This window comes from Terriglobales bacterium (genome assembly GCA_035567895.1).
Taxonomy (GTDB): domain Bacteria; phylum Acidobacteriota; class Terriglobia; order Terriglobales; family Acidobacteriaceae; genus Gp1-AA112.
In genome coordinates this window covers 44,133-56,366 of the sequence record DATMPC010000009.1, presented here as the reverse complement: position 1 = coordinate 56,366, position 12,234 = coordinate 44,133, and the positions used below count along the sequence as shown (strand labels likewise).

At 55.7% G+C, this 12,234-nt stretch carries 10 protein-coding genes; 3 read left to right on the top strand and 7 right to left on the bottom strand.

Translation table 11 applies throughout. The features are described from left to right. Positions 1–28: 28 nt before the first annotated feature. From VNX88_02075 to VNX88_02050, 6 genes are all read right to left on the bottom strand, one after another. Positions 29–955 carry a hypothetical protein gene (locus VNX88_02075; GenBank protein ID HWY67418.1) on the bottom strand — a complete coding sequence of 309 codons (927 nt, stop codon included), beginning with the start codon at positions 953–955 and terminating at the stop codon, positions 29–31. A 177-nt stretch (positions 956–1,132) separates the two neighbouring features. Next, positions 1,133–1,888, bottom strand: a complete 756-nt coding sequence (locus VNX88_02070; protein ID HWY67417.1) for a molybdopterin-dependent oxidoreductase — start codon at positions 1,886–1,888, stop codon at positions 1,133–1,135. Further along, positions 1,885–2,070 carry a hypothetical protein gene (locus VNX88_02065; protein HWY67416.1) on the bottom strand — a complete coding sequence of 62 codons (186 nt, stop codon included), beginning with the start codon at positions 2,068–2,070 and terminating at the stop codon, positions 1,885–1,887. Before VNX88_02065 ends, VNX88_02070 begins: the two co-directional genes overlap by 4 nt. A 211-nt stretch (positions 2,071–2,281) precedes the next feature. Next, a complete protein-coding gene (locus VNX88_02060) occupies positions 2,282–2,752 on the bottom strand; it encodes a hypothetical protein (protein HWY67415.1) in 471 nt (156 codons plus the stop codon). Between the two features lie 48 nt (positions 2,753–2,800). Continuing rightward, positions 2,801–3,007, bottom strand: coding sequence for a hypothetical protein (locus VNX88_02055; GenBank protein HWY67414.1), 207 nt, complete (start codon positions 3,005–3,007; stop codon positions 2,801–2,803). A gap of 465 nt (positions 3,008–3,472) precedes the next feature. Next, a complete protein-coding gene (locus VNX88_02050) occupies positions 3,473–3,862 on the bottom strand; it encodes a DUF5681 domain-containing protein (GenBank protein ID HWY67413.1) in 390 nt (129 codons plus the stop codon). 542 nt (positions 3,863–4,404) lie between these two features. Between VNX88_02050 and VNX88_02045 the strand changes: the two genes are divergently transcribed. From VNX88_02045 to VNX88_02035, 3 genes are all read left to right on the top strand, one after another. Next, a complete protein-coding gene (locus VNX88_02045) occupies positions 4,405–6,315 on the top strand; it encodes a YCF48-related protein (protein ID HWY67412.1) in 1,911 nt (636 codons plus the stop codon). A 392-nt stretch (positions 6,316–6,707) separates the two neighbouring features. Beyond that, positions 6,708–9,395 carry a serine/threonine-protein kinase gene (locus tag VNX88_02040; GenBank protein HWY67411.1) on the top strand — a complete coding sequence of 896 codons (2,688 nt, stop codon included), beginning with the start codon at positions 6,708–6,710 and terminating at the stop codon, positions 9,393–9,395. A gap of 339 nt (positions 9,396–9,734) precedes the next feature. Then, positions 9,735–10,949, top strand: a complete 1,215-nt coding sequence (locus tag VNX88_02035; protein HWY67410.1) for a penicillin-binding transpeptidase domain-containing protein — start codon at positions 9,735–9,737, stop codon at positions 10,947–10,949. A gap of 332 nt (positions 10,950–11,281) precedes the next feature. On the opposite strand, the gene VNX88_02030 is transcribed toward VNX88_02035, so the two are convergent. After that, positions 11,282–12,214: a hypothetical protein gene (locus VNX88_02030; protein HWY67409.1), complete on the bottom strand. Its 933-nt coding sequence runs from the start codon at positions 12,212–12,214 to the stop codon at positions 11,282–11,284. Positions 12,215–12,234: the final 20 nt, after the last annotated feature.

Sequence of the window (12,234 nt, the reverse complement as noted above, 5' to 3'; positions counted from 1 at the left end):
AGTCGCTCTTCCTCCCGCGTGCGATTGGTTATGCGGGAGCGTCGATTGTGACCGCTATGGCTGCAGAAATCGGACCCGACCTGCGGTTAAAAACGTTAAACAGCGCCTCGTCTTCCATCGGAGTTACTCCGGCAACATGCCCTTCCTTGCAGCTCAACACCAAATCGGCAATGAAATAGTCGAGAGTCCAAGGTGGCAGGTTCATGTCTTGAGCGCTTCCGAAAAGCTGCTGGAACATCGGGTTCTCTCCCTTTTTCAACCCTCCTGTCTTCAATTTCCCGTCAAGCGTGCGGGCGGAAATGACCCGACATCCGATGATTTGGTTCCCGCTAACGTTTGAAATACCTCTGGCTTCAATGGGGAAAGAAACTCGAATGGGAAGTGAAGTGGGATTGTATAAGAGGTAGTGAACAGGTAAGCCACTGTCGTCTGTATAAGAGAGCACGGCTTTATACTGTTTACCTTGGTATTCGAAAGCTCTATACCTCGACTCTTTCACAAATGTGAAAGTGCGTTCTCGCACAGACGACTTATATTCCTGTTCTGCAGGCAACAGCCGACCAAAACCAATAGCGTAGTCAATACGGTGATCTTCCGCTGACGCTTCTGCTTCGACTGGATACAACCTCTTCGACTGCAAGAGAGCAATCTTGGTTTGCTGGGCCGCTCCGCCACGCCTGAATATTACAAGAATCCCAATGTCGGCAATTTCCCATTGTCCCCAATATCTGCCGCCACCGAGATAGTGCGTCTCCAATCGCACACTCCAACTTGACGAAAACCGGAATGGTGCAGCGTGTTGAGATAGCTCTTCGATTAACGTAATGTCCAACGAAGTTTCGTGCGTCGTCGGAATCCTTGTGAGCTTCTGTGACACGCGAAGATTTACGTCAGCAAAAACGGCACGAATCCAATCGATCACTTCTTGCGGGATCTGAAACGGGAGTTCAGGCATCACGCAAGTATAAGAGCGGAAAGTCGGGTTCAGATAGATAACATCGTCAGGGCCAAAAGGGGAGGCCGGGTGCCCGGTTCTTACCGGCTGGGTGGCCCAGCCTTCTTCCCGTTTCGGGCTTTGCACACGACTCCCATGTAAAGGATGGCCCAGCCAGCGAATCGGCTTCAGGATGCGTCAGATGCCGGTGTACCAGGCGTAGCCTGCCTCACAAGCTGCAGATCCGCAGCCTTTACCAAACGTTTTCAGGTTGTCTGTGACCGTCAGGCGATTGATGAATTTAATGTTCTTGTACCCGATTTGCCGAGGGAGCCGCACGCGCAGCGGCCCACCGTGCGGTACTGGAAGTTCGCCGCCATTCATGCCGTAACACAGAAAGGTTTGCGGATGCAGAGCGTCGGCCATATCGATGCTGTCCCAGGTATCGGGTTCCATTGAGACATACACGACGTACTTGGCTTGTGGGTGGGCCCCGACAAGGTTCAACACGTGGGAGAGAGGCACGCCAATCCACTCGGCGATGTAGGACCAGCCCTCTTCACACGCGATTTCGGTGATGTGGCTGCGAGATGGGCAGCTCTTGAGATCGGCGATCGAGAACGACGCAGGTTCGTGGACCATGCCGTCTATAGACAGCCGATAGTCCGCGAATCCACCCGCCTGAAGACGCTTGAAATCTGCCGTCAGCGGCGCGAGTTCGTTCTGGAATGGACGCGGCGAAATTTGGCTTCGCGGGAATTCGCGTGCCAGTGAATGGCTCGTCAGCAGCCGCTGCGCGGCGTAAGTGAGCGTTTCGCCGAGACCGTAGATTCCGCCATGATCGGGAGGAATCAATCCATACTTCTGCGCCAGGCGCGCTGCCACTGCCACTCCCGACGCACTCGCGGTCGCGGCGAGTCCGGATACGATCAGCTTTCGGCGTGAAATGATCATGGGGATTCCTTAGGCGTGCCGGTGCGGCCTGTGATCATCGCTCCTGTACGGCTCCAGAAACCGGCCAGCCAAACCATGGCGACGTGAACGAACATGAACAGCACGAGCGCAAGCGACACAAAGAAGTGAATCGTGCGGGCCGATTGTTGGCCGCCCAACAGAGTAAATTCTTCGGCCAACATCGGGCCTCAGAATGACAGGCTTTGGAGAGATAGGGACTTAGGATGACAGTTCTTATTTGGTATAAGGGCTGAACTCGTGCCGCGAGACGCGGCACGTATTTCGATCGATTGCGCTTACTGTGCTCTCACTCCAGGCTCGCGCACCCTTTCCTGGTTCTTGTTTCCAAGGCCCAGGAAAAGAGTGTGCTACCCGCGGAGCTCATGTGCAGTCTTACTTGCCTGCGGCTTCTGAGCTGGGTACCGCCTGGTCCCCGGCAACGGTCTCCTGTTTAGCCTGAGCGATTGCTCGCTCCTGCCGCCTGGAATACATGAACTGGTGGCCAGTCAGGCTGCCTGGGTAAAACCACTTCACGAGCATCTCGGGCTGTCCACTTTCTGGTTCTGCCAGAGTAATTGTGGTCTCTCCAGTTGGCTCCTGACGATCGGTTGGGATTGTCTGCAGAGTCGCGTAGAGAACGCTGCGATCAGCGCTGAGGATTCGGACAAGGTCCTGATCGTCATTGGGATCTGCCTGCTCGAACACGTAGGTTCCCGCGGGCAGTACCTTTCCCGGAATCTGAACTGGAGCGCTGAACGTGATCTTAGTTAATTCATTCGTCTGGTCCGCATGAGCGGCGAGCTCGAAGAACAGTGCAAAAGCGATAACAAGACCAAGTACGATATAAAGTTTGTTGATTCTCATTTTGTAAATCTCCTTCCCATTATGGGTTTGTGCTTCTCTCCCCGGCGATCAGAAGAGAAACTTTACGGCCTTTACGGTTGCTTTCGAGGTGTCCTTGCCTGCGACCGCAACGGCTTTGCCTGAATCCTTACCTGCGACCGTAACGGCTTTGCCGGAATCCTTACCAGCAACTGTGACGCTATGGCCGACGACATTGCCTGCAAATGAGGGGACCGTCATGCCGAGTGCAAGAACAATTAGAGCTACCTTCTTCATATTTCCTCCTTACGTTTGCCGCTCGTGGCGTACCCCATCAACTCGAGTACCGAAGAGCTGAATCCGTGCGCCCCTCGTCGGCATTCTTTTCACACTTGGGACAAAAGCAACGCGCGTGCCAAACCTCGGAGCGCCGTGGATCTCGCCTCACAACAAGTGGTTTCAATCGTTTCCGAACTGAGCCATGCGGATTTGTTTTGGGAACGATTTCTCCTTGAGTCCATTTCCGGGCGCGAGATGTCAACCGATGGACAGCGAAACGCCATCTGGATCGCCTGCCGCCCGGCGGTAAAGGAGTGGAGAGCCGGGAGCACCGTCGTCCGACGGCGGCGTCTTATCTGGGATTCTTTCCTGCAAGGAGTGGAATGGGCTTTTTAAAATGCAGGCCTCAAAGGCGAACAGTCGGCCTGCTCCACCCAACAGCTGGCCTGCTCCATTCCCAAAAGAAACCTTTAGATGGAGCCATCAGGGCTCCGGTCTTCCTTGGTCTGTTACGCCGAATGTGGCCAACAGTCCTTGCAGCACCTTTTTGTCGGCCTCCTCGAGCTCAGCGGCGGACTTTGGTGACTGCTCGCGCGGCTCCTGGTATGCCTGCATGAGTGCGCTTAGCAGGCGGAATGCGGCGGTGTCGCCGGCGGCGGCTTTTGTGACCAGCTGCTCTAGGGCCGCTTCGAGCTTGGTCACGCTGCGGGTTTCGCCGTCCTGTTCGATCGTGGTCAGGGCGCCCAACGTCCTTTCCAGGGCGGTGACGATGTCCGCTGTGGGCTTGCGTTTCCCGCCAGGATTTCCGGATTTCCCTTTGTGGAAGCGCGTGTGCTTCGGAGGCTTCTTGTATCCGACTTCGTAGTTGGCCATGGATGATCTGATCCCTCGGTGCGCAGGGTTCTCCCTGAGACACTATTGCGCTGCTACCACCGAAGCTTTCGGCGCGCAAGCGATTTGCATGGCTTGCGTCGCAGCGAATGATTTCTTGTGTCCCCCTAATTTTCGTGGTAGCACGATAGTGGCGGGCGGTCAAACAAATTCTTTCTCCGTTTTGGGAATCGAACGGACGTGGGGAAGCCGGTTGGAAGAAGGCGGTGAGACGATATTCTCTGCTGCTTCCCTCAGGATTTCCCTCACCGATTGCCGATCGCCAGTGTCTCTGCGGGTCGCGCGGTCGGAAATTTTCTCCGCGGGAAAAATTCTCTACCGAATTCTCTGAAGCAGGGAATCCGGCTATTCACCGGATTTGAACCGGTTACTTCTGCCTTTGACCCAATCTCAGTGCAATTTCCTAGTTGGTAGTTAGGCACTTCCCAGAGAGTCGAGCACTTTAGTCATCTACTTTTCCCGCTTGAACCGTGGCACAGTCGGCACTTGCATCCACCTTATTTCTGCAAGCCACCGAGGGGAGAATGAATTTCCAATCTAAAAAGAGATTAGTGCTCACCGTGTGGGCTCTCGGGGTAGTGTCCCTACTCACAGTGAGCTCGCTATATGCCGCGCAACCCACGATCGGACCTGAGGGCGGCGATGTCCGCACCTTTGCTTACAATCCTCAGAATCCCGATCAGATCCTGCTCAGCACCAGCGCTGGACAGATGTATTCGTCGAATGACAATGGCAAGACCTGGTCGCGTTTCGCCCGCATTGGCGAAGGCGGCGACTACGTTCTTGACCACATCTATTTTCATCCAAGCGATTCCCGCATCATCTACGTTGCCGCGTGGAGCGTAAATGGCGAGAACGGCGAACTGTTCCGCACCGAAGATGGTGGCCGCAGCTGGTCTTCGCTGAAGGAGATGAAAGGGAAGTCGATTCGCTCGCTGACGATTGCGGCTTCGAATCCGAAGATGATCGTTGCCGGTGCGCTGGATGGCGTTTACCGCAGCGACGATGGCGGCAAGAAGTTTGCCCGCATCTCTCCCAGCAACATCCACAATGTCCAGTCGTTGGCAATCGATCCAACCAACGCGAACGTGATCTATGCGGGAACCTGGCGTCTGGCTTACAAGACGAGCAATGGTGGAGAAAGCTGGCAGCAGCTCGCGAAGGGCATGGACGAAGACTCTGACGTATTCTCGATCGCTATCGATCCCAAGACTCCTTCAACTGTCTATGCCAGCGCCTGCACGGGCGTTTACAAGAGCAAAGACGGCGGCATGACGTTCACGAAAGTTGAAGTCATTCCTGTTGACCAGCGTCGTGTTCGCGTGATCAAACAGGATCCGAGCAACCGCAGCGTTGTTTACGCAGGCAGCACAACTGGTCTGTGGAAGAGCGTTGACGGTGGATTGAAGTGGCGTCGTGTATCCGCAGCGAACCTGATCATCAACGACGTGATGATCGATCCCCGCAACTCCAAGCGCGTTCTTCTGGCAACCGATCGCAGCGGCGTAATGGCCAGCAACGACGGTGGCCTTACTTTCGTTTCATCCAATAGTGGATTTGCGCATCGCGCGATCCAGGCTCTGGTCCTCGACAAGTCCCAGGCTGATGTGATGTACGCAGGTGTCGTGAACGACAAGTCGTTCGGCGGCGCTTTCGTTTCCGCAGATGGCGGCTCGCACTGGTCGCAGATCAATCGCGGACTGAACGGCAGCGATGTGTTCGCGCTTGCTCAGGATGCGAACAATCAGATCATTGCCGGAACCAACAACGGAATCTTCCGTATGGAACCTTCAAGCCGCACGTGGACCAGCGTATTTACCACTTCGGTTTGGCATCCGTACGTAACCGACCTCCACATCGAAGGAGAGAACTGGTTTGCGGGCACCAGCTCCGGCCTGCTCTACTCGCATGACGGTGGACGCTCATGGCAGGTCCAGCGCAACAATGGGAAAGAGCCGATCACGATGGTCCGCAGCTCCGGCAGCCGCATCGCCGCCGCGGGATATCGCACGCTCTTGACTTCACGCGATGAAGGCCGCAACTGGGGCAAGATGCCATCGCCCTCGGTTTCGCTTATGACTGGAATGATCCTCGATCAGGACGAGCGGCTTTGGGTTTCCTCGCCGCAAGGTCTGTTCCATGAGAAGGCCGCAGGTGGATGGGAGACTGTAAAAACCAATCTGCCGGAAGGCAACATCAAGGCGTTGACCTACGACAATCACATGCACCGCCTGTACGCGGTCACGGATTCGTCGAACGAAGTCTTCGCCAGCACCGACGGCCAAAACTGGACGTCAGTGTATGAAGGCGCCTACGCAGTGCACGAAGTTGTGCCTGCCGGCGACAGCCTGATGGTAGTAACGAAGTATGACGGCATCGTGAGCTTCAGCGCTCGCGACCTGAATGCGAAGCTGACTGCCGCCAACACCAAGTAAACTCCTCCACCGTTCATTAAGGAGAGGCGGGACTTCTGAGTCCCGCCTTTTCTCTTGATGCCCGGATGAGCGCGTCAGCAAGGGCCCTATCTCATACTCCAAGAGTTGAAGCCGTCCCCGTCCGTCCCACTTTTCTCCAATTTTCTCGCATCGGTTCCCGGTTTTCTCACATCGAGAACGAGACATCCTTCCTTCAGTTCTGAGTTGGATCTTGAGATACTCGGCCTGGCTGCAACGTCAATGGAGGAACATTCTTGTTTCTCCATCGCACCATTCCCGCGAAATTGGAGATGTGCAGAAGCTTGTCCATACTGAGCCCGCAGCGATGGCAGAAGGTCAGTTCTCACCTGGACCACGCGCTTTCCTTATCCGAGCCTGAACGTGGCGTCTGGATGAATTCATTTCGAGTTAGCAATCCTGAGTTGGCTGGAATCGTCGAAGAACTCCTGGCCGAGCACGACGCGTCGGAAATCGAACAATTCCTCGAGCGGCCGTTACTGGAAATCGCGGAATCATCCTTGGCAGGGCAAACGATTGGTCCATATACGCTGATCTCCCCTCTCGGACATGGGGGCATGGGCGTAGTCTGGCTTGCCGCGCGCAGCGACGGACGCTTTGAGCGGCGGGTCGCCATCAAGTTCTTAAAATTCGCGGTAGCCTCGCGGATCGGAGAGAAACGCTTCCGCCAGGAAGGTCAGATCCTCGGCCAACTCAGGCATCCGCATATCGCGGAGCTGATCGATGCCGGTGTCACCTCAACCGGAGAGCCGTTTCTGGTTCTCGAATACGTCGAGGGGGAACCGATTGACGAGTACTGCGACCGACACAAGTTGAATGTCGAGGCTCGTATCAAACTCTTTCTCGATGTGCTCGGTTCCGTAGCTCACGCACATTCCAACTTGATCGTTCACCGCGACATCAAGCCTCCTAATGTGCTGGTAAGAAATGATGGCCAGGTGAAACTGCTTGACTTTGGAATTGCGAAGTTGCTGGGCCCCGACGGAAATTCCGCAGCTATACAAGCCACGCGAGAAAGCCAAGGAGCGCTGACTCCGCAGTTCGCGGCTCCGGAACAGATTACCGGCGGGACCATTACCACTGCGACTGATGTTTACGCTCTCGGCGTCGTCCTCTACATGATTCTGACCGGACAGCATCCTGCCGGACCTGGGCCGCATTCTCCGGCGACGCTGGTCAAGGCAATTGTTGAGGCGGAGCCTACCCGTTCCTCCGACGCGGTTACAACCGACGCCGGCACAGCGGCAGCAGAGAAACGCGGGGCCACTCCCGACAAGCTTCACCGCCAGCTTCGTGGCGATCTGGACACAGTACTGGCCAAGGCTCTCAAGAAAAACCCTCAGGAGCGCTACGTTTCGGTCACCGCGTTCGCCGACGATCTGGGCCGGTATCTGAAGCATCAGCCGATCAGCGCGCGGCCAGACAGCATCAGGTATCGGGCAGCGAAGTTTATTCGACGCAATCGCATGGGCCTTAGTGCGGTAACACTGGCTCTGTCCGCCATCCTCGCAGCTTCCGGCGTCGCTGTTTATCAGGCCCGAACGGCGGAACGGCGTTTTCAGGATGTGCGCAAGCTGGCGCACACCTTTGTTTTCGATTTGCACGACGAAGTCGCTAAACTCGAGGGATCGATCAAAGTGCGGGAGATGATGGTTCGGACCGGGATGGAGTACCTGGACAACCTCGCGCGCAACGCAGGCGGCGATCTGGAACTGCAGCGCGAAATCGCCGCCGCTTACATGAAGATCGGCGACGCTGAGGGCTATCCCACGAAGGCCAATCTAGGCCGCACCTCGGATGCGCTGGCGAGCTACGCGAAGGCTGGAGACATATACCGTGAGATCGCAGCGCGGGAGGTGGCGTATGTTCCCGATTTGGCGAGGTTCTACCAAAGCTATGCCGGACTCGTCCGGTTTACACACGACTACAATCGAGCAAGAGTGATTTCCCAATCCGGCATTGATACTCTCGACCGCTTTCGCTCTTATCGCCCACTTGAAGGACAGTTGGCGATTGACTACCTACAGGCATGGTGCACGCTCGGTGACATAGATGAAGATCTGCTTCAGTTTCATCAGTCACTCGAGGAGTATTCACACTGCCGTGACCTGGCTAGTAGCCAACTCAGTAAGAGGAGAGACGCGCAAGGGTTGTTGCTATTGGCGCACGCAGATGAACGTGTGGCCACGTCAGCAGACTCGCTGGGACATCTCGATCAGTCACTTCGGGCTCTGGAGGATGATCAGCTGGCGCTGACAGAACTGCTTGCCGCCGAACCTCACAATCCAACTCTGCATCGCCGTCTCGCCTTGGTGCACCACTACCGCTCTGAGGTTTACTACAGCGATGTGGACCCCAACCTTGGCGAGCCGTCACGAGCACTGGAAAGTGCCAAGCTTTATTTGCAGACGGCGGAGGAGATGTTCCGCAGCGATCCTGCAAATACTTCGGCTCAGTTCAGTCGTGCAATTGCTAGCTACAAAGTTTCCTTTTATCTGCGTGAATCCGATCCTCGGGCAGCCGAAAAGCTGGCAGCGAACTCTGTGCAGATGTTTGACACGATGCTTGCATCGGGCAAGTCGGATTACTTGATCACCTCTCGCCGCGTGCGCGCATTGCTACATCTGGGCGAGGCACAGTTAAAGGCCGGACACGTTGCAGAAGCCCGTGCGACAGCCCACACAGCCCTTGAGACACAGCGGCCCGTAGCCGCAAAACGTGGAGCTGAGTGGGACGACGAGCGCAGAGTCCTGATACAAATTCTGACCCTATCCGCTCATGTCAGCGGAGCTTCCGGCGACTACCGGACGGCAGAAAGTCGGATGGAGGAGGCTCGCCAGGAAGCTCTCCAGATTGCTCAATCCCAAGAAATCTCGGCCACGATTCCGTTGGCCAACGTAGAGCGAGCTTGGGGAGCTTTGTATCTTCGCCAGCGTCGCAAGCAAGACGCGCGCGGGTGCTATGAACGGCTGGCCAAGCTTTGGCAGCAATTTCCAGAAACAAACCAGTATGTCGATCTGCAAAGACGCGCTGCGAAGCAAATGCTCGCTTCGCTCGACTGAGTTCGCAGTTTCAGTGCTATGCAATACATTGCACACGGTGCACCATTTTTGGGTACTCGGGCGTAAGCTGCCGCAGGAGAGCGATTTACGCTCGTAATTCTGCCAGTTCCAATTGAATAATTCTCGAAAATAATAATGAGGGAACCCGCAGCTCGGGGCAGCATCTCAGATTCTGTGGGGTTTACACACTTGGCTCCATTGCGGGTGGGAATCAGCTTGCAATCGAGCAGGAGCTCACTTAACATCGGCAAAGCCAATAGAACCAATTGGTAAGGTCGTGGAAAAGTGGTCCCGACAGTGCTGCTGGTTCCGGAGCAAACCATCTCCGATAGGGATCGAATGAAGAAGAGTCAGGCCTACCGCTATCTTGCTGTCGTCATAGTCTTTTTCGTGGGCGCCGGAACGGCGCTTGCCGCCAAAATCTCCACCGCTGGAACCTCTACCACCAAGCGGGCAACACGCAAGGTAAACGAATCGAAGCGAACCCAGGCGAAGATTAGCCGGCTGCGTCATAGCCGTCGCGTAAAGTACACGCGCAAGAGCCGGAGGCGTCATCGCTATTATGAGCGCTTCACGGCAAACTCGTTTGCTACGAGCGATTTGACCTTCGGAGATGTTACTGCGGGCGAGGATCCAGTGGTGCGCCAGGCCGCACTCGATGCTTTGGGTAACATGAACGGCACGGTGGTCGCTATCGACCCGACGAGCGGACGCATCCTCGCGATGGTGAACCAGAAGCTGGCTCTCTCCGAAGGCGCGACTCCTTGTTCTACCATCAAGTTATCGGTGGGGCTCGCAGCGCTGAGTGAGGGCATCATCACCCGAAACACACCGGTAAAGATTGGTCCTCACGCGTACATGACTCTTACCGAGGCCCTCGCAAAATCAAACAATCTTTATTTCGAAGCCCTGGGACGCAAGCTCGGCTTTGAGACCGTCCATCGCTATGCGACTCAGTTCGGGCTAGGCGAGCTGGCAGGCTACAACATTGAAGGCGAGCATCTCGGCGTCTATCCGGACGAGGAGCTCGATGCGAAGCTCGGCGGCGTTGGCCGCATGTGCTCATTCGGCGACAGCATTTCGATGACTCCGCTTCAACTCGGAGCCATGGTAGCCGCGATGGCCAACGGCGGTACGCTCTATTATCTGCAGCATCCGACCAGTCCCGAGGAAGTTCTGAATTTCCAGCCCAAGGTGAAGCGTACCCTCGAAATCGCGAACTATCTCCCCGAAATGAGCGACGGTATGGCGGCGGCGGTACAATATGGGACAGCGCGTCCTCTGCGCGTGAACTTCTCTGAGGAGCAGATCCTGGGCAAGACAGGCACGTGTTCCAATTCAGGAACGCGCTACGGATGGTTCGCCTCCTATGCCAACACCAGCTACGGACGCATCGTAACGGTTGTGTTCCTGGAAGGCGGGCGTTCTACCTTCGGTCCGAAAGCCGCTGAGATTGCAGGACGCATGTATCGCGGTCTGTATGATCACAGCTTCTTTGCGGTCAAAGCGCCGGTGGAAAAGGCCGGAACTACTGAGGTCGGTGTATCGCAATAGTCTTAGATTTGGTCATGTAACGGCCTCTTTCGGGAGGCCGTTCTTGTGCGTCACAGGGCACTGCCACACCTGGTATTTCCTACGAGACTTCTCCGCCATCGCCTCCATCGGGAGACTTTTGCATACGGCCACTCGTAGAAAGACTCTGATGCCGAAGGGGTGACTGCATGCTGCGTAATCTGAAAGAGTTTGTGAAGAGGCTGCTGCAGCCCCGCCGACCGGCGGATCCTCCGCGCGAGCCGTATGCGGAAGTTCCTGCCCCCAGGAAGCCCAAGAGGCCACAACTCAGTGGAGCTGTGGCCCTGGCTGAACCTGAAGACGAGTGAGCAACGCTACTTCGAAATCGCCGCGAACAGATCAGAGTTCACGAGACTGACGAACTTTCGATCATCGGTTTCAAACTTCAGCTTCAGCGCGCTGCTGTCTGAATCTACCACTAGATTCTCGAGGGCGACCTTCTCTGTCGGAGTGGCATTCATCTTCTTATACAGCACACCGGCCTGAAGCAAAGTCTTGAGCGTGGCCGCTGTAAAAGCATCAGAAGTGTTGACGTTCAGGTTGAACTTCACGCCATTGCCAAAATCCATCTTGTAGGCCGAATTCTTGATGCGGTTCTTGATGGAGTTGTAGTCAGCGAGATTCGACGCATCGCCAAGGGCGGACTTCATCATCTCCTGCGTGCCCTTCTCATCAAGGACGCTCCAGATGGCGTCCGAATCGACTGAGGAGATCATGTCGGTGATCGCCGAATTTGAGTTTAGGCTGCTACCTACTCCATCGCGCACGTCGAGCGCCGATTTGAGAGCGGCCGAATCGCCGAAGAGCATGTTGTAGTTATCGAGCAGCGTCATCGACAGGCCGCCGTCGAGGGGATATATCCTGGAATCGCGATAGACGACTGCCTTGATCTTCTTCGACTTCAGGCGGGTCACAACTTTGTTGATGGCAAAGTCGCCTTGCGCCACGCCTACTACTTGCAGCCCGTTCTTCACTCGGAACGATGCGAAGGTAAGTTGCTCGACATCCTTATCAGGATCAACGCCGACGCCTTTTAGCGCGGTCTCGAATTTCTTGAGCTGGTCAGGGAGCACACGTGCTTTCAGAGCTTGTCCGCTCTGCGAATTCTCCATACTGCGGTAATCCACGTTAATAATTTGCTGGATGTCGGAGGGGATCACTGCTCGGGTCGCGCTTGCAAGCGACGATCCAAAACTGAAAGCGGGAGCCAAACAGAGAGCGACAATACCTGGTAGTCGATACTTCATAGATTCCTTAATTTTAGCTA

Excerpts from the sequence above, each read along its gene's own strand:
- VNX88_02055 (HWY67414.1), bottom strand. The coding sequence starts at position 3,007 with ATGAAGAAGGTAGCTCTAATTGTTCTTGCACTCGGCATGACGGTCCCC.
- VNX88_02035 (HWY67410.1), top strand. The coding sequence starts at position 9,735 with ATGAAGAAGAGTCAGGCCTACCGCTATCTTGCTGTCGTCATAGTCTTT.
- VNX88_02065 (HWY67416.1), bottom strand. The coding sequence starts at position 2,070 with ATGTTGGCCGAAGAATTTACTCTGTTGGGCGGCCAACAATCGGCCCGC.
- VNX88_02050 (HWY67413.1), bottom strand. The coding sequence starts at position 3,862 with ATGGCCAACTACGAAGTCGGATACAAGAAGCCTCCGAAGCACACGCGC.
- VNX88_02075 (HWY67418.1), bottom strand. The coding sequence starts at position 955 with ATGCCTGAACTCCCGTTTCAGATCCCGCAAGAAGTGATCGATTGGATT.
- VNX88_02030 (HWY67409.1), bottom strand. The coding sequence starts at position 12,214 with ATGAAGTATCGACTACCAGGTATTGTCGCTCTCTGTTTGGCTCCCGCT.
- VNX88_02070 (HWY67417.1), bottom strand. The coding sequence starts at position 1,888 with ATGATCATTTCACGCCGAAAGCTGATCGTATCCGGACTCGCCGCGACC.
- VNX88_02045 (HWY67412.1), top strand. The coding sequence starts at position 4,405 with ATGAATTTCCAATCTAAAAAGAGATTAGTGCTCACCGTGTGGGCTCTC.
- VNX88_02040 (HWY67411.1), top strand. The coding sequence starts at position 6,708 with ATGAATTCATTTCGAGTTAGCAATCCTGAGTTGGCTGGAATCGTCGAA.
- VNX88_02060 (HWY67415.1), bottom strand. The coding sequence starts at position 2,752 with ATGAGAATCAACAAACTTTATATCGTACTTGGTCTTGTTATCGCTTTT.